The organism is Microbacterium sp. BH-3-3-3 (assembly GCF_007679045.1).
In the GTDB taxonomy this organism is placed as follows: Bacteria; Actinomycetota; Actinomycetes; order Actinomycetales; family Microbacteriaceae; genus Microbacterium; species Microbacterium algihabitans.
Window position 1 is genome coordinate 20,078 of sequence record NZ_VEFS01000007.1, and the last position, 17,626, is coordinate 37,703.

Genomic DNA, 17,626 nt, shown 5'->3' on the forward strand with positions numbered 1-17,626 from the left:
GGGTCCGCCGATATGATGGCTCGCGCGGCTCGCTCTGGGTACGGCAGAAACAGCTTCATCTGCGCCCGCCGTCCGCGCGCAGGTCCCGAATGATCTTCGCAGGGACTCCGCCAACTATAACTCGCGGCGGCACGTCTTTCGTCACTACGCTGTTGGCGCCTACTACTGCAAACGCACCTATTGTCACTCCGGGGCTGATTACTGCATTCTGCCCGATCCAGACGCCCTCGTGTATCTCGACGGGTCGAATCTCCGAGATGCCTTGGTCCCGTATGGGCCGTTCAGCGGAGAACTCGTGCGAATGATCGCTGATGTGAACACCTCGACCGATTAAAACGTTGTCGCCGATCAACACCCTCCGCGCTCCCGAGATCGTGGTTTGTCCGGTGATCGAGACTCGGTCCCCTATCAATACGGTCGGCGCGTCTGCGACCGAACCAAGCTTCTCGCTCCCGCCCTGAAGCCAACACCCCGGACCGACGAACGTCCCCCTGCCAATTTTAATCGCGCCGGCGTCTACCAATCGAATTGGGGGCTGCAATACGGATTTTGGTCCAAAGTCCCGAAAGGATTTCTTCAGAATCAACGTGACTGCATGGGCATATATTTTCTGAGCAAGCTGATAAAGCTTTAGTCCACCCAAATCTAGAACCCCCCGTTTGCGCTCTTGTGGCAGATTGTGACGCTCACCACGAAATCTCTCCGGGAATCAGCTCGACTTTCTTGACGAGCAAGCGTCTACTCGTCCGCCGTCGTCTGGCACCGCCCCGTTCGTTCACCCGGCGCCAACGCGGCGGGGAGCCTGCGAACTGGCCTAAAGACGGTAGATGAGTCTGTCGCTCCGCGGGTGCGCCGGGTCGCGTCTTCGTCGATCCGACCTCTCGCTCCGGCGACACGGCGATCCCCTTCTCCAGCTTCCGATCCTGCATCAATCCCGAACCTGCCGACGCCTGCGGGCGACGCGGCGGCAAGTCAGCACGTGAGTGCCCGCCTACCCCAGATGTCAACGCTCCTGTAGCGAGCAGAGCAAGCGTTTGAGCAGCACACCACGAATCGCAGCCACCTTTTTACATATCGCATCGACTGAAGCGAAGCTTTTACCCATCCGTAACTTTTCGCGCAGCGACTCGCCGCCAGTGGCACCACGCTGCTTGCAGCAACGACGCTCGGTTCACGCGTCACCCCCACACGAGTCAGCGCCGCGCGAAAGGCTGTTCGCCGATGCGGAGCGCGCAGACGCTCATGCCATTAGGCAAGCAAGAACCCAACCGCTGCAAGCGCTACGTAGCTTACGTTGTAGAAAATGTGCGTGAGGACAGCACCCCAAATTCGCCCAGTCATCAAAACTAGGGACGAACAGGTCACGCTCAGTGTGAGAAGCATCACAGCATCGGCGGCGGGCAGCGGAGCAAAGGCACAGTGGAGCAACACGAAACATCCGGCGGAAGCGAACACCGCGGACAGGCCGGCGAGAAGCGGTCTGCCGAGGGGACGAAGCAGTCGGTAGACGACGACCGTCAGCACGGCCCGAAAGTAGATTTCCTCGACGACGGGACCGAGGAAACCCTGAGGGAGAACGACCATCGTCACCCAGTCGAGCATGCCTTCTAGGGGAATGGTTGGAAACGGAAGAGTATTCGCCCCCGCGAGCAATCCGCCTCCTAGCCGCAGTAATACCGCAAGTCCGACCCCCCAGAGAAGATCGGACGAGCGGAAGGCGAATAGCGAGCGCGCGGGCGCGCTCACAAGGGCGTAGATGGAAGCGGAGAGCAGGACGAACCAGAGTGCGCCGACCGACAGCTGAGGCGCCCATTCGACGCCGGTCTGGGCACCGAGCACTGAGACGACGACGCCAACGAACCCGGCCAGCAAGACGACTATCAACGCACGTCTCAGGCGCTGACTGCTGGCGCTGTTGCTTTGGCGCCAGTCAACTCGGCGCCGCGAACCGCTGCCCATGTGGGTGGAACCGCGCTTGTGGCCCGGGACAGGATCTACGACGTCTGCTTGTCCGCGCCTGCTGGCGGAAGACTCGTTTCGCACGCGCCAAACCTAGCCCCTAGGGCAATGTGAGGCATCTCGATCCGGCCGTCGTGGGGCTAGAGCGAGTGCGAATCAGTTGCCTACCCAAAACCGAACGGAAACATTACTTATGACAGACTGGGGACGATTTCCGCGCAGCAGTCTCGCGCCTGCGCACATTCGAGAGGTACCATGGAGCTCAACGATTACATCCGGATGCTTCGGAAAAACTGGCTCGTTGTAGTCGCGCTGACGCTCTTAGGACTCGCCGCCTCGGCCGCTTACACGGTGAGCCGGACGCCGATCTACGAGGCATCAAGCACTGTCTTCGTTTCAACGCAGGCTGGTGGCACCACCGCCGAGCTCCAGCAGGGCTCAAGTTTCGCGCAGGCACGCATCAACACCTACGTCGGACTGGTGAACACGCCCGTCGTGCTTGAGCCAGTAATCTCTGAACTCGGTCTAAACCGGGACAGCGACAGCCTGTCGAGCGATGTGAAGGCGTCCGCTGCGCTGAACTCGACTCTCATCACGATTGTTGTGTCGGACTCGAGCCCCGATACTGCTGCTGCCATAGCGAACGCGGTTGCTGAAAGCCTTGCAACCGTCGTCCCCAAGCTCGAACCGGAAGGAGAGGACGGGTCCAGCCCCGTTCGTCTCAGCCGAGTTCGGGATGCGCAAACGCCCGCCGCCCCGTCCAGCCCAAGTGTCCCTCTGAATCTTTTGCTCGGCACACTGATAGGCCTCGCAGCTGGCATTGGCACCGCAGCGCTGCGCACTGCACTGGACAACCGGGTTCGCACCCCTCGCGATGCTGAGAACGCCACTGGGGCTCCCAGCATCGGTGCGATCGCGTTCGACACGAAGGCCCGGGAGCGCCCGCTCATCGTTCACGCAGATCCTCTCAGCCCCCGAGCCGAGTCATTCAGGGCGCTGCGCACCAATCTGCAGTTCCTCGACATGGGCGGCCGCGCGAGCTTCGTCATCACAAGTTCGATCCCCAGTGAGGGCAAGTCGACCACAACGATCAACCTTGCGATAGCACTTGCCGATGCCGGCAAACGAGTAGCGTTGATCGACACGGATCTCCGCAAGCCAAAAGTTGCCGAGTATCTAGGAATCGAAGGCGGCGCAGGTCTGACAGATGTCCTGATCGGTCGAGCCCAGGTCAATGAGGTCATGCTCCCTTGGGGCAACCGAAGCCTCTATGTGTTGCCTGCCGGAAAGATCCCGCCCAACCCCAGCGAACTGCTCGGGTCGTCGCACATGAGTCTTCTTCTCGAGATGCTCGAGCGCGAGTTCGACGTGGTGCTCTGTGACGCTCCCCCGCTGCTTCCCGTCACGGACGCCGCCATCTTGGCGCGCGCGACCAGCGGCGCCCTGATGGTAGTCGCCGCGGGCAAGACTACGAAGCACCAGCTGACCGGTGCCACCGAGGCACTCAACACTGTCGGCGCGAAGCTCGCCGGCTTTGTCATGTCGATGGTTCCCACCAGAGGACCCGACTCGTATTACACGGGCTACGGCTACGGATACGGCTACGGCTACCGCGAAACTCCGGAAAAGGAAGGCCGCGGAGCTAAGCGGCCGGCCGGCCCGAAGAAGTCGGACTCGCGCCCCACTCGCGCCGACGGGTCGCTCGAGGAACTGGGATTCGGCCCCCGTCGCGCGTCGCGCGAGACCCTCCGTGACAACTGAGTCCAGCACGGCAGCGGGAACGGACCGCACTCATGCTGCGCGAGGGGGAGGGTAGAAGACGCATGACAGACGCCAACTGGGGTCGTCGCACACGCACCATCGGGCGCGTCGCTGTGTGGGCGCTCGGCGGCTTCCTGATCTTGTGCGTATTCGCCCTCGGATGGGTCGGAGTTCGCGGTGTTCTTGCCGCTGTTCATCTCGACCAAATCCGCACAAAAGCACCCGAGCTTGTCTCGTCGTTCACCGCCGATCCGAGCCAAGCCGTCGACGGCCTGCGTGCCCTCAGCGATCACACGCAGGCAGCGCACGACCTGACGTCTGACCCGATTTGGGCTGTCGTCGCTCACACGCCATGGATTGGACCTCAACTCCAGGCCGTGAGCACGGTCACCTCGTCCGCCGACGAGCTCCTACGGCTCGGTGTGCTGCCCCTGGCGGAGTCAACGCAGGCGGGCGTGCTCGACGCGCTCAAGCCCGTGAACGGTCGCATCGACACGAGTTCCCTCAGCTCGATGAAGGAGCCCGCTGGACAAGCCGCGGCCCATGCAGATAACGCGCTGACTGCGATCAAGCACGTCGACCGCACTCCGCTTGTCGGGAAGCTCGGCGACGCGGTCGACCAATCAGAAGGATTGTTCTCTCGCGCGGCGGGCGCTCTCGACGCGCTATCGACCGCCACGCAACTTCTTCCGGGCATGCTCGGCGAATCAGGTCCGCGGTCGTACCTCGTGCTCGTTCAGAACAACGCCGAGATGCGATCACTCGGAGGAATCGCGGGAACCTCGCTTCTGCTGCGCACAGACGCCGGCGGCATCACCCTGGTCGGCACGGAGTCGGGCACAGCACTCTCCGCCGGCATACGCGGGCCGGTGACCACTTTGCCCGAGGACGTGCAGGCTGTGTACGGCACGCGACCTGCGCGATACTTCCAGAACCTCACGCAGGTGCCCGACTTCACCTTCGACGGACCGCTCGCCCGTGACATGTATCAACAGCTGACGGGAAACGAGGTGGATGGTGTCCTCGCTATCGACCCGGTCGTGCTGTCGTACCTGTTGAAGGCGACCGGACCCATCGTGCTCCCCGACGGATCGACGATCAACGCAGACAATGCGGCCTCGCTGTTCTTGAGCGAGGTGTACAAACGCTATCCCGACCCGACCACACAGGATGCCTTCTTCGCGGCCTCATCCGCGTCCATCTTCACCGCGTTCATCGAAGGCCGCGGCTCGAGCACCGGGCTGCTGACCGCCCTGGCGCGAGGCGCCGACGAGCGACGCGTTCTGCTGTGGAGCGCGTACGAGGACGAGCAGGCGCTTCTCGACGGTTCGTCGATGGCCGGCAAGTTGCCGGTCACCGATGACGACACGGCGCGCTTCGGCGTGTACTTCAACGACGCCGCTGGCTCGAAGATGAGTTACTACCTCAAGCCTGATGTATCGCTCGCCTGGAGCGGTTGCGGCATCCCGGGCCAACCAGCCACCCGTCAACTCACGCTCACCGTCAATCTGATGAGCAGCGCCCCTGCCGACGCGGCGAGGTCGCTCCCGCTCTACGTCACAGCCAACGGCCTGTTCGGCGTCGCGCCCGGAATCGTGGCCCTCACGGGGAACGTCTACCTGCCGCAGGGCTACACGCTGGTGTCGGCGCAGGCCTCCAGCGGCGCCAGCTTTACTTCAGCCGGCCTCCAGGGGCGCGAGGTACTCAGCTACGGAGTGAACCTTCAACCCGGACAGACGGACTCCATCTCCGTAGTCGTAGAGACGACCTCGGCAGCCACCGACGCGGAAGCGATCGTGACGCCGACGGCCGACCAATCGATCAGTCCAGTGGTCGCCGCCATGTGCGAGTCCGTCGCGACGGCGACGCTCAAATGACGGCGACGACCCGCGAAATGCAGGCCTCATTCCATTTGCGAAATGTTTACATTGCCGAAACGCTCTCAGTTTGCTTCCAGTGGACGCCTAAGCAATACTCAGAATGATCTTTCACTCACTCGTCGCTTCATCGTTGTCCACCCCTTGCGCACTACAGGGGCAGCGCATACGGAGCGGTCCATCTCAGCACCGGCACGCCGGTAACGAAAGCAGGCACTCATGAAGCTCAACATCACGAAGGCGGGCGCGTCTCTGGCCCTCGCCGGCGCGCTGCTCTTCGCAGCCCCGGCTGTCGCTCAGGCATACGTGCCGACCGGCCCCGGCACGGTCACCCTGACCATCACGTCCGACGGGCCCGTTCCCGTTAGCGGCTTTGAGCCCGGCACCCCCGTTCAATTCACGCTCGTCGGCGTTGGAGTGACGGGCGCCAACATCGCCACCGCGAACCTGCCCGTCTCGGCAGCCTCGGTCACCAAGACTGCTGACGCCTCGGGTAGCGCGACCGCGGTTGTCACCCTGCCGGCCAACCCCGTGGGCACCTACACCCTCGCAGCCTCCGGCGCTCGCGCCGACGGCCAGCCCGGAACCGGCGCAGGCACCGGTGGCGGCTCGACCGGCGGCGGCACCAACGCGGGCGGCAGCAACGCCCTCCCCGCGACCGGCATGAACACCGACTCGATGCTCGGCATCTGGGTCGGCGGCGGAGCCCTCGTGCTCGCCGGTGCGGCCGTCACGGTCGTCGCCAAGACGCGTCGTCGCAACGAAAGCGCGTAAGACACACCTCTACGAAGGGGCCGTCATCGACTCAGGTCGGTGACGGCCCCTTCGTCGTTCCCATGGACACTCCACACGTCCGAGAACCGCCCCGACTTCACCCGCTCCCGGCACCCCCGCGGCAGCCAGACGCCCAAGCTAGCGTGATCCACGTGAACGACTGGATGTCATCTCCCAAGTGCGGCGAATGCCTCGTGTCACTCGAACCCTTCGGCTCCCTCATCGAGGCGTGCTGGCGGTGCCCCGAGTGCCTTGAGGTCACCGCACCGGAAGACATCGGCATCCGGTGGCAAGACGCCATCGATAACCGCGGACGAGAGACCGGCCTGCCCGAAGACCCCTTCGAGCCCGGCTGGGAGCCCATGTTCGAAGACGACTGACCCCACACCCACGAACTGCGTTGCGGCCCCCCGGCTCGCTCCCCCAGCACACAGCACCACCCACCCCACAGACTGCGTTGCGGCCCCCCGGCTTCCACCCCCTCCCCCCACCGCGCACCTCGCGCCCCACAGATTGCGTTGCGGCCCCCCGGCTCGCCACACGCGGCGTCACGCCTCGCGCGTCAACCCACCTCGGTGCGGCCCCCCGGCCCGCTTCACTGGGCACATGCTCTTCTCCCCCCGCCTCGATCGCGCGCGTCGCGACCGCCGCTCCCCCGCCCTCCCGGCGCCGTCCGCGGTGTGCGCGTGACCGACGTCGAGATGGCGCGCATCGCCGCCGGCAGCGTGCTGCGCGGCGACCTGCGCGGCGTCGAGCGGCGCGAGATCGTCGTCGAGGCCTTCGAGATCGGCGTCTACCCGGTGACCGAAGAGCAAGTGGCCGACCTCATCGGCATCCCGGCGCGCAATCCGCGGCATCCGGCGACCGAGATCAGCTGGCTACGCGCCATCCGCCTCTGCAACGCCCTGAGCGAGTGGGAGGGCCTCGACCCGGTCTACTCGTTCGACGGCGAGGTGGTGCGCCCCGACCCCGACTCCGACGGCTTCCGCCTGCCCACCGAAGACGAGTGGGAGTACGCCTGCCGCGCCGGCGCCACCGGGCCCGCCTACGGCCCCGTGCGCGACATCGCGTGGACGGCCGCAGACGGCCTGCGGGGCCCCGTCGACGTCGGGGGACGGATGCCGAACCTGCACGGCCTGTTCGACACGCTCGGCAACGTGTGGGAGTGGTGCAGCGACCTCTACGACCCCGAGGGCGAGAGCGACGCGCGCGTGTTCCGGGGCGGCGGCTGGTCGGATGCCCCGGCCGAGGTGCGGGCGGCAGCACGACGCGGAGGGCGGCCGCGCGATGCCTTCGACGACGTCGGCGTGCGGGTCGCGCGGGGGCCGATCCCCGGTCTCGGGTGAGGTTGCGCCTCAGCGCGGGCGAAACCGAGTGCCCGCGAACGGGGTGCGGAGAGGGCCTCAGTCGTCCGTCGAAATGGCGGTGGTGAGTTCGTCCATGAAGCGGGTGATGGTCTCGAGCTGCTCGTCGTCGAACGCCGCCGCGGTCTCGCTCATGGCCATCAGATGACCACCGAAGTGCCGGAAGAACTCGCGCCGCGACTTCTCGGTGAGCACCACCACGCGGGCACGGCCGTCGGAGGGGTGCGGCCGCCGCTCGAGATGACCCGCCGCAACGAGACGATCGATGAGCTTCGTGGTCGACGCGGTCGAAATGCGCAGATGCGTCGCCACGTCGTGGGGGCTGACCATCTGTCCGCGTCTTTCGCGAATGGTCAGCATGCGCAGCGTCGCGAGGTCGCTGGCATTCATATCCATATCGCCCTTCATCCCGCTGTGCATGCGGTCGAGAGCGTCACTGAGCGATTGCACTGCGGTGAGCGTGTGCATCACCGCAGGCCTTGTACCAGAGGTCGACACGGCATCCGTCACAGTGGACACCCCCTTTCACCCTAGGTATAGTCAGGCTCACATCGCTAGCTAAACTAGCAAACGGGAGACACGATGAGCGAGACCGAATATGTCGTCCTCCTGGACGACTTCGGCAACGAGATTGGCACGGCGCCCAAGGCTAGCGTGCACGGCACCGACACCCAGCTTCACCTCGCATTCTCATGTCACGTTGTGAATGCAGCCGGAGAGGTTCTCGTCACGCGTCGCGCATTGCACAAGAAGACCTGGCCGGGTGTCTGGACCAATTCATTCTGCGGCCACCCCGGTCCCGCCGAGCCCGTGCTGTCGGCGGTCCACCGTCGCGCCGAGTTCGAAGTGGGTCTCGCCGTGCGCGACCTCGAGCTCGCACTCCCCCTGTTCCGTTACCGCGCGGTCGACGCCAGCGGCATCGTCGAGCACGAGATCTGCCCCGTCTACGTCGCGCGCACCGACGCCGAGCCCCAGCCCAACCCCGACGAGGTCGCCGAGTACCGCTGGGTCGACCCGTTCGCGCTCGCCGCCTCGCTCGAGGCCACGCCCTGGGCGTTCAGCCCGTGGCTCGTTCTGCAGGCGCAGCAGCTTCACCTCTTCGAGACACCCCAAGCGGTGAGGCGCGCGTCATGATCGCCCTCGCCTCGACCTCCGTGGCCCGTCACGGCATCGACGCCGAGATCGACGCGGCGCTGTCTCGCCTCGAGGCGCGCTCGCAGCGACTCGGTGACGGCGCCCAGGCCCTGGCATCCGCCATCCGCCGCGCGACGGACGGTGGCAAGCGCTTCCGTCCGCTGCTGGTGGTGGCCGCGTTCGAGACACTCGACGGCCCCGACATCGCGCTGCCCGCGCTGTACCAGGTGGCCGCTGCGTTCGAACTGCTGCACACCGCCTTCGTCGTGCACGACGACGTGATCGACCACGACACCGAACGCCGTGGCGTGCCCAACGTCGGCGGGGAGTTCCGCCTACGCGCCAGCGACAAGGGAGCGGATGCCGCGGGCGCGGCGCTGCTCGGAGACGCCGCCGCGATCCTCGCCGGCGACCTTCTGCTGCACGAGGCCGGACGCCTGATCGCCCTGGCCGAGATCCCCTCGACGCTGCGCGCCGAGCTGCTGGCCCTGTTCGACGAGGCCGTGCTCGTGTCGGCGGCCGGAGAGCTCGCCGACGTCGAGAACGCCGTGTCGCCGGGCGAAGCCGACCCCGACACCGTGCTGCGCACCACGCACGACAAGACCGCCGTGTACTCGTTCTCGGCCCCGCTCGAAGCCGGTGCCGTCATGGCCGAGGCCGACGCCCCCACGCGCCACGCGCTGCAGCGCTTCGGCCAGCGCCTGGGTCTCGGCTACCAGCTGATCGACGACCTCATCGGTGCGTTCGGCACGGCCGCAGCATCCGGCAAGGACGAGGGCTGCGACCTGCGCGAAGCGAAGAAGACACACCTCATCTCGCTCGCGCGCGAGACCGAGAGCTGGCCCGAGGTCAGCGAAGCGCTCGCCCAGGCCCACACGGGTCCGGTGGCCATCCGGGCCGCACAGGTCGCCCTGTCGGCGTCAGGAGCCCGCGCACGCCTCGAAGACCTCGTGTGCGAGACGCTCGACGAAGCGCGGGCGATCGTCACGGCATCCACTCTTCCGGCCGCGTGCCGCGCGATGCTGCTCGAACTCGTCGACGCCGTGCAGGAGCGCGTTCCGTGAGCACCGCGCCCACGGGCCTCGAACTGTATTCGCAAACCGCCGACGCGGCCGCAGCCGCCGTCATCCAGCGCTACTCCACCTCGTTCGGCATCGCCGCACGCCTGCTCGGGCCCCGCCCGCGCCCGCACGTGCGCAACATCTACGCTCTCGTGCGGGTGGCCGACGAGATCGTCGACGGCCCCGCGCGCGACGCCGGCCTCTCGCCCGAGCGCGAGCGCCAGGTGCTCGACGGCCTCGAGCAGGAGGTGCGGGATGCCATCGCGACCGGGTTCAGCGCGAACCTCGTCGTGCACGCCTTCGCCCGCACCGCGCGAGAGTGCGGCATCGGCGACGACCTGATCGCGCCGTTCTTCACCTCGATGCGCACCGACATCGACACCGCCGAGCACGACGACCTCTCGCACGACGCCTACGTCTACGGCTCGGCCGAGGTCGTCGGACTCATGTGCCTGCAGGTGTTCCTGAACGCCGGCATGTCGGCCCCCGCGCAGCCCGCGGCCGACCTCGTCGACGGTGCGCGACGGCTGGGAGCGGCGTTCCAAGACGTCAACTTCCTGCGCGACCTCGCCGACGACGCCGACCGCCTCGGCCGCGACTACCTCGACGGCGCGGCCGACGACGAACGCCGTGTCGCCGTGCTCGACCGCATCGACGCCGACCTCGCCGCCGCGGCATCCGTCATCCCCCACCTGCCGCCCGACTGCCGCGCCGCGGTCACGACGGCCCACGACCTGTTCGCCGAGCTGTCTCGGCGGCTCCGCTCCTCCCCCGCCGGCGCACCCCGCGTCCGCGTTCCCGACGGTGTCAAAGCCACCCTCGCCGCCCGCGCCCTGCTTGGTCGCCCCCCGAAAGGTTCACGCTCATGAGCGCCCAGCGCATCGTCGTCGTCGGAGGCGGAATCGCCGGTCTCGGAACCGCCGCCCTGCTCGCCGACCGCGGATACGACGTCCAGCTCTTCGAGGGCCGTGACGCCCTCGGCGGGCGCGCCGGCTCGTGGGAGAGCGACGGCTTCCGCTTCGACACCGGCCCCAGCTGGTACCTCATGCCCGAGGTGTTCGACCACTACTTCCGCCTGCTCGGCACGAGCGCCGCGGAAGAGCTCGACCTCGTGCGCCTCGACCCCGCGTACCGCGTGTACGGGCCTCCCGGGCAGGGCGAGCCGATCGACATCGTGTCGGGCCGCGAAGCCGTGCGCGAACTGTTCGAGAAGCACGAGCCGGGCTCGGGTGACAACATCGACGCCTACCTCGACTCCGCGAAAGACGCCTACGAGCTGTCGACGTCGAAGTTCCTCTACGACCCGTACTCGTCGACCAAGGGCCTGCGCGACCCCGCGTTGGTGAAGCGCCTCCCCACGCTCATCCCCCTGCTCACCCGCACCCTGTGGAAGCGTGTCACCACCGACTTCAAGAACACCCGGTTGCAGCAGATCCTGGCCTACCCCGCGGTGTTCCTCGGCGGATCGCCCTTCGAGGTGCCGAGCCTGTACCACCTGATGAGTCACCTCGACCTGGGCGACGGCGTGCTGTACCCCAAGGGCGGCATGACCGAGATCATCAAGGCCATCGAGAAGCTCGCGCGCGAACGCGGAGTGCGCATCGAGACCTCGTCGCCGGTCGAAGCGATCATCACCGAGTCGGGCCTCGCTCGCGGCGTGCGCCTCGCCGACGGTCGAGTGATCGCCGCGGATGCCGTGGTCTCGGGCGCCGACCTGCACCACACCGAGAACGAGCTGCTCGAAGAGAAGGACCGCCAGTACCCCGAGCGCTGGTGGAAGGACAAGGTACCCAGCCCCGGCGCCCTGCTGCTGCTGCTCGGCGTGGTGGGCGAGCTGCCGCAGCTCACCCACCACACGCTGCTGTTCACGGACGACTGGCACACGAACTTCGACGCCATCTTCGGCGAGAACAAGATGATCCCCGACCCCGCGTCGATCTACATCTGCCGCCCCAGCGCCTCCGACGATTCCGTCGCGCCGGAAGGACACGAGAACCTGTTCGTGCTCGTCCCCGTGCCCGCCGACCCCGACAGCGGCCGCGGAGGCGTCTCGGGCGCCGGCGACGAGCGGATCGAGAAGGCCGCCGACCGCGTGATCGCGCAGATCGCCGAATGGACCGGCATCCCGGATCTCGCCGACCGCATCGTGGTGCGAAAGACCATCGCTCCCGAGGACTTCAAGGAAGACCTGCACGCCTGGCACGGCAACTCGCTGGGACTTGCGCATACGCTCAACCAGAGCGCGATCTTCCGCCCGAAGAACCGCTCGCGCAAGGTCGAGAACCTCTTCTACGCCGGCACCTCGGTGCTGCCGGGCATCGGCCTGCCGATGTGCCTCATCTCGGCCGAGCTCGTGGTCAAGCGCATGACCGGCGACACCACCGCCGGCCCCCTGGCGGAACCCGCGCACGCGGCGGTCTGAGGTGCCGGGGATCTACCTGGGCGCGATCCTCTTCTCGCTGATCGGCATGATGCTGATCGACTGGAAGTACTCGCTTGCGCTGCGGGTCGCTCCTCTCCGCACCGCGCTCGCGGTGCTGGGCGGCACGGTGTTCTTCCTCGCGTGGGACCTCGTCGGCATCGCCACCGGCGTGTTCGTCAAGGGTGAGAGCCCGCTGTTCGTCGGCGTGATGCTCGCCCCGCACCTGCCACTGGAGGAACTGTTCTTCCTGCTGTTCCTGAGCTACCTGGCGATCGTGATGTTCGCGGTGTTCGAGCGGCGGGCTGCTGCTCGTTCTGCTGCGTCGGCTTCGGACGTGCGGGGGGCGTCGTGACCTACCCGCTCATCGTCGTGCCGTTCGTGGTGATCACGCTGATCGTGACGCTGGCGACGGCGCGGCGTCCGCGGTTCCGCGAGCGCATGGCATCCGCCGCCCTCACCGCCCTCGTGCTGGTGGGCCTCACCCTCGTGTTCGACAACCTCATGATCGCCGTCGACCTGTTCTCGTACCCTCGAGAGCACCTCAGCGGACTCAAGCTCGGACTCGCGCCGATCGAGGACTTCGCCTACCCGCTGTGCGCGGCGTTCCTCGTGCCGTCGCTGTTCACCCTGCTCTCGCCTCGCCACGCCCCGAAGGACGCCGCATGACCACCCCCGCCCTCACCCCCGGACGCGTGGTGCGCGAACTCTTCGTGTCGTCACGGCCCGTCAGCTGGATCAACACGGCCTTCCCCTTCGCCGCGGCCTACCTGCTGACCACGCGACAGATCGACGTGCCGCTGATCGTCGGGATCATCTTCTTCCTCGTGCCGTACAACCTCGCGATGTACGGGGTGAACGACGTGTTCGACTACGAGTCGGACCTGCGCAATCCCCGCAAGGGCGGAACCCACGGCGCCGTGCTCGCCAAGCGCATGCACCCCATCACGCTGTGGGCCTCGGCGCTGTCGTGCCTGCCGTTCGTGGTGTACCTCGTGATCATCGGGTCGCCGCTGTCGTGGCTCGTGCTCGCACTGAGCCTGTTCTTCGTCGTGTTCTACTCCGCGCCGCCGCTGCGGTTGAAGGAACGCCCGTTCCTCGACTCGATGACCAGCAGCATCCACTTCTTCTCGCCCGCGATCTACGGCCTCGTGCTCGCCGGAGCGGTGTGGACCTGGCAGCTCGTGTTCGTCTTCATCGCGTTCGCGCTGTGGGGCATCGCCTCGCACGCCTTCGGCGCCGTGCAAGACGTCGAGGCCGACCGCGCCGCCGACATCTCGTCGATCGCCACCGCCCGCGGGGCGCGCTGGACCGTGCGCTTCGCGCTGGTCTGCTACGGGCTCGCGGGGGTGGCGATGCTGTTCACCGCGTGGCCGGGGCCGCTGGCCGCGCTGCTGGTGATTCCGTACCTCGTCGTGTGCTGGCCGTACCGGAACGTGACGGATGCCGAGAGCGACCGCGCCACCGCCGGCTGGAACCGCTTCTTGTGGCTCAATCAGATCGCCGGCTTCGGCACGACGATGCTGTTGATCTGGTGGTGGTTCATCAGCGCGTGACCCAGGTCCCTGAGCTTGTCGAAGGGACCGGGACCCGCTGTGGGCAGCCAGGTCCCTGAGCTTGTCGAAGGGACCGGGACCCGCGGTGGCCCAGGTCCCTGAGCTTGTCGAAGGGACCGGGACCCGCGGTGACCCAGGTCCCTGAGCTTGTCGAAGGGACCGGGACCCGCTGTGCACCGGCGCGCGACACAGGTCCCTGAGCTTGTCGAAGGGACCGGGACCCGTTGTCCACCGGCGCGCGACACAGGTCCCTGAGCTTGTCGAAGGGACCGGGACCCGCGGTGGCCCGGTGGCTTCGACAGGCTCAGCCACCTTGATTCGACAGGCTCAGCCACCTTGCTAGTCCCTGAGCTTGTCGAAGGGACCGGGACCCGCTGTCCACCGGGGGCTTCGACAGGCTCAGCCACCTTGATTCGACAGGCTCAGCCAACTTGCCAGGTCCCTGAGCTTGTCGAAGGGACCGGGACCCGCGGTGCCCCGGTGGCTTCGACAAGCTCAGCCACCTTGCTAGGTCCCTGAGCTTGTCGAAGGGACCGGGACCCGCGGTGCCCCGGTGGCTTCGACAGGCTCAGCCACCTTGCCGCCGCGCGACTTGGGGGCTTCGACAGGCTCAGCCACCTCTACCGCCGCGCGACTTGCTGGCTTCGACAAGCTCAGCCACCTTGATTCGACAGGCTCAGCCACCTTTGCCGCGGGAACGACGACGCCGGCGCCCCGCTGGAGCGGGACGCCGGCGATCGGTCGAGCGGGGGTCAGCCCGCGGGGGTCTCCGACGGAGCCGGGGTGGGCGACGTGGTCGCCGTGCCGCCCTGGCCGTTCGTCTCGAGGTCGAGCAGGCGCTGGACGGCCGCGGTCAGGCGGGCATCCTGTGTGGCGAACGCCGCGAGGTCACCGCTGGTCAGCGCCGCCTGGCGAGCGTTCAGCGCGTCACGCGCCTCCTGCAGGGCCGCGGCGTAGTCGCCCGTCGGAACGGTCGTGCCGCCACCCGTGCCACCCGTCGTGCCTGAACCCTGGTCGGTCGGGGTGACGGTCTCGTCGCCCGTATTCGCTCCGGAGTCACCGCCGAACAGCGAGTCGAGCGCTTCGCTCAGCGTGTTCTCGAACGCGATCTTGTTGCCGAACGCGACGAGCACGCGCCGCAGCTGCGGCAGCTTGGTGTCACCCGACGACTGGACGAAGACCGGCTGCACGTACAGCAGACCGCCACCCACCGGCAGGGTCAGCAGGTTGCCGTTGAGCACCTGCGACTGTCCCTGTTTCAGGATGTTGATCTGCGACGACACGTTGGTATCGGAGTCGAAGGTGTTCTGCACCTGGCCGGGTCCGGGCACCGTGGTCGACGAATCGATCACGAGCATTCGGAGCTTGCCGTAGTCGTCGCGTTTGGTGCCCTGCTGGTCGCCCGCGTTGGAGTCGACGGCCATGTAGCCCGTCAGCACGTTTCGCGCCTGACCGCCCTGCGACGCCGGGATGAAGCTGGTGAACATCGAGTACGACGGGTCGTCCTGGTTCGGCATCTTCATCGTCAGGTAGTACGGCGGCTGGAAGGTCGCCGGGTCCTGCGGGTCGTTCGGAGTGGTCCACCGGTTGTCCTGGCGGTAGAAGGAGAGCGCGTCGTCGACGTGGTAGACGCCGAGCATCGAGCGCTGCACCTTCATCAGGTCGGTCGGGTACCGCACGTGGCTCATCAGGTCGGCCGACATGTCGGTCCACGGCTTGAGGGTCGTGGGGTAGATGTTCTGCCACGCCTTGAGCAGCGGGTCTTGGTCGTCCCACGCGTACAGGCTCACCGAGCCGTCGTAGGCGTCGACCGTGGCCTTGACCGAGTTGCGGATGTAGTTGATGTCATCGAGCGCGTAAGTCGGAGCCGGGTTGTTCGAGTCGGCGATCGCCCGCGAGAGCGACACGCTCGACGAGTACGGGTAGTTCGCGCTCGTCGTGTAGCCGTCGATGACCCACTTGATGCGACCGTCGACGACCGTGGGGTACGGGTCGCTATCGAGCGTCAGGTAGGGCGCGAGCTTCTGCACGCGCTCCTTCGGGTTGCGGTCGTAGAGGATCTGCGAGTCGGGGTTCACGTTGTCGGAGAACAGGATCTGCTCCGACTGGAACTTCAGCGCGTAGATGAGGCGGTTGAAGACGTTGCCGACACTGGGTCCACCGTTGCCGGTGAAGGTCGTGCGCGTCTCGGTGCCGCCGTCGGCGCCCAGCGGGTAGTCGAGCTCGATCGGCTCGCCGCCCTCGGGGCCGCCCACGATCGAGTACGGCGGCGACTGCTCGCCGAAGTAGATGCGCGGCTCGTACTTGCGGTCGGTGAGGAAGCCGGTGCCCGGGATCGCCTGCTCGAGGAAGACGGGGTCGCCGTCGGCGGTGCGCTCGTTACCGGCGGCCGCGACCATGCCGTAGCCGTGCGTGTAGACGAGGGTCGTGTTCTGCCACGAGGCCGCGTCGCCGAGCTGACCGATGTTGAGCTCGCGCAGCGACACCACGGTGTCTTGCGTCTGTCCGTTGATCGTGTAGCGGTCGACGTCGAGCGGGGTGTTGAACTGGTAGTACGCGCGGTACTGCTCGAGCTGACGGACGGTCGGGCCGATGATGGCCGGGTCCATGATGCGCAGCTGCGCGGTGGAGTCGGCGTCGTTGCGCAGCTGGCCCGCCTGGGCCTGCGTCTCGGCTTGGAAGTTCTCTTTCTCGATGTTGTCGATGCCGTAGGCGGCCTTCGTGCCATCGAGGTTGCGCTGGTAGTACTGGCTTTCGAGCGTGAGCTCGTTGGGGCGCACCTGGAAGGTGGTGACGGCCCACGGGATGGCCGCACCCACGACGATCGCCGAGACGACGAGCAGCGCGGTACCGATCAGCGGGTAGCGCCAGCGGCCGATGAAGGCCGTGACGAAGAACGCCAGCGCCACGATGACGGCGGCGATCGCGAGGATCGTCTGGCCGGGGATCACGGCGTTGGTGCCGACGTAGCCGGGACCGGTGATGCGCTCGGACGGCTCGACGAGCGTGCGGAAGCGGTCGAGCCACAGGCTCGCACCCTGCAGCAGCAGGTAGACGCCGGCGAGGATCGCGAGCTGGATGCGCGCGGCCTTGGAGATGCGCAGCTCGCGTTGTCCGACGCGGACCGAGCCGTAGAGGTACGACACGACGGCCGTCAGCAGCAGGCACACCAGCACCACGGCCGAGGCGAAACCGAGCGCTGCCGCGTAGAACGGCATCCCGAACAGATAGAAGCCCGTGTCGAGCCCGAACTGGGGGTCGGTCACCGAGGTGCTGACGCCGTTGAACCACAGCCAGGTGGTCTCCCACTGCGCGGAGGCGGCGAAGCCGGCGAAGAAGCCGAAGAAGATCGGGATTCCCCACATCGCGAGGCGCCGCAGCGGCTCGACGACCTCTTGGTAGCGGTCGAGCTGCGAGCTCAGACGCGCGTACACGGGACGCAGGCGGTAGGCGAGCTGGATGACGCCCCAGACCGGCACGGCCATCGCGAGGAAGCCGACGACGAACATCACCGTGCGACCGATCCACTGGGTGGTCAGAACGGTGGTGAAGCCCAGCTGCGAGAACCACAGCCAGTCGGAATAGAGGTTCGCGAAGACGAAGAACGCGACGACGAGCGCTGCGATCACCGCCAAAGTGATCGAGATGATCCGTCGGGAGCGGTTCGGCGGCGTGGCCTGGTTCGGCGCTGAGGTCGTGGTCACCCCTTCATCCTAGGCGC

At 66.9% G+C, this 17,626-nt stretch carries 15 protein-coding genes and 1 pseudogene; 12 read left to right on the top strand and 4 right to left on the bottom strand.

What is annotated here, in order from left to right:
• Positions 1–85: 85 nt before the first annotated feature.
• Positions 86–274 (bottom strand): annotated as a pseudogene (locus FS769_RS17260) (DapH/DapD/GlmU-related protein); the annotation flags it as partial.
• Between the two features lie 974 nt (positions 275–1,248).
• A complete protein-coding gene (locus tag FS769_RS15780) occupies positions 1,249–2,043 on the bottom strand; it encodes a CPBP family intramembrane glutamic endopeptidase (protein ID WP_144835098.1) in 795 nt (264 codons plus the stop codon).
• 171 nt (positions 2,044–2,214) lie between these two features.
• Between FS769_RS15780 and FS769_RS15785 the strand changes: the two genes are divergently transcribed.
• The 5 genes from FS769_RS15785 to FS769_RS15805 all read left to right on the top strand — a co-directional run bounded on the left by FS769_RS15785 (position 2,215) and on the right by FS769_RS15805 (position 7,717).
• Positions 2,215–3,720 (top strand): polysaccharide biosynthesis tyrosine autokinase, encoded by a 1,506-nt coding sequence (locus tag FS769_RS15785; protein WP_144835100.1) that lies wholly within the window; start codon positions 2,215–2,217, stop codon positions 3,718–3,720.
• 62 nt (positions 3,721–3,782) lie between these two features.
• Positions 3,783–5,597, top strand: coding sequence for a DUF4012 domain-containing protein (locus tag FS769_RS15790; protein ID WP_144835102.1), 1,815 nt, complete (start codon positions 3,783–3,785; stop codon positions 5,595–5,597).
• A gap of 219 nt (positions 5,598–5,816) precedes the next feature.
• Positions 5,817–6,371: an LPXTG cell wall anchor domain-containing protein gene (locus tag FS769_RS15795; protein WP_144835104.1), complete on the top strand. Its 555-nt coding sequence runs from the start codon at positions 5,817–5,819 to the stop codon at positions 6,369–6,371.
• 194 nt (positions 6,372–6,565) lie between these two features.
• Positions 6,566–6,751 carry a hypothetical protein gene (locus tag FS769_RS15800; RefSeq protein ID WP_144835106.1) on the top strand — a complete coding sequence of 62 codons (186 nt, stop codon included), beginning with the start codon at positions 6,566–6,568 and terminating at the stop codon, positions 6,749–6,751.
• A 306-nt stretch (positions 6,752–7,057) separates the two neighbouring features.
• The gene (locus FS769_RS15805) at positions 7,058–7,717 is read left to right on the top strand and encodes an SUMF1/EgtB/PvdO family nonheme iron enzyme (RefSeq protein WP_144835108.1); all 660 of its coding nucleotides are present in this window, start codon (positions 7,058–7,060) and stop codon (positions 7,715–7,717) included.
• A gap of 57 nt (positions 7,718–7,774) precedes the next feature.
• Here FS769_RS15805 and FS769_RS15810 read toward each other — a convergent pair whose 3' ends face one another.
• The gene (locus FS769_RS15810; RefSeq protein WP_313959277.1) at positions 7,775–8,254 is read right to left on the bottom strand and encodes a MarR family transcriptional regulator; all 480 of its coding nucleotides are present in this window, start codon (positions 8,252–8,254) and stop codon (positions 7,775–7,777) included.
• A 63-nt stretch (positions 8,255–8,317) separates the two neighbouring features.
• Here FS769_RS15810 and idi point away from each other — a divergent pair, with 63 nt between their 5' ends.
• The 7 genes from idi to FS769_RS15845 are packed head-to-tail and all read left to right on the top strand — an operon-like array spanning position 8,318 to position 13,905.
• Entirely contained in the window at positions 8,318–8,869 is a 552-nt protein-coding gene (gene idi, locus FS769_RS15815; RefSeq protein ID WP_144835110.1) for an isopentenyl-diphosphate Delta-isomerase, read from the top strand.
• A complete protein-coding gene (locus FS769_RS15820) occupies positions 8,866–9,933 on the top strand; it encodes a polyprenyl synthetase family protein (RefSeq protein ID WP_144835112.1) in 1,068 nt (355 codons plus the stop codon). The genes idi and FS769_RS15820 overlap by 4 nt, the downstream gene beginning before the upstream one ends.
• Complete coding sequence (locus tag FS769_RS15825) at positions 9,930–10,799, top strand: squalene/phytoene synthase family protein (protein WP_144835114.1); 870 nt, start codon at positions 9,930–9,932, stop codon at positions 10,797–10,799. Before FS769_RS15820 ends, FS769_RS15825 begins: the two co-directional genes overlap by 4 nt.
• Positions 10,796–12,352, top strand: a complete 1,557-nt coding sequence (gene crtI, locus FS769_RS15830) for a phytoene desaturase family protein (protein ID WP_144835116.1) — start codon at positions 10,796–10,798, stop codon at positions 12,350–12,352. The genes FS769_RS15825 and crtI overlap by 4 nt, the downstream gene beginning before the upstream one ends.
• A 1-nt stretch (position 12,353) precedes the next feature.
• A complete protein-coding gene (locus FS769_RS15835) occupies positions 12,354–12,704 on the top strand; it encodes a lycopene cyclase domain-containing protein (protein WP_144835118.1) in 351 nt (116 codons plus the stop codon).
• A complete protein-coding gene (locus FS769_RS15840) occupies positions 12,701–13,018 on the top strand; it encodes a lycopene cyclase domain-containing protein (protein ID WP_144835119.1) in 318 nt (105 codons plus the stop codon). Before FS769_RS15835 ends, FS769_RS15840 begins: the two co-directional genes overlap by 4 nt.
• The gene (locus tag FS769_RS15845; protein ID WP_144835121.1) at positions 13,015–13,905 is read left to right on the top strand and encodes a prenyltransferase; all 891 of its coding nucleotides are present in this window, start codon (positions 13,015–13,017) and stop codon (positions 13,903–13,905) included. The genes FS769_RS15840 and FS769_RS15845 overlap by 4 nt, the downstream gene beginning before the upstream one ends.
• A 752-nt stretch (positions 13,906–14,657) precedes the next feature.
• Here FS769_RS15845 and FS769_RS15850 read toward each other — a convergent pair.
• On the bottom strand, positions 14,658–17,609 hold the full coding sequence (locus FS769_RS15850; RefSeq protein WP_144835122.1) for a UPF0182 family protein: 2,952 nt from the start codon (positions 17,607–17,609) through the stop codon (positions 14,658–14,660).
• Positions 17,610–17,626: the final 17 nt, after the last annotated feature.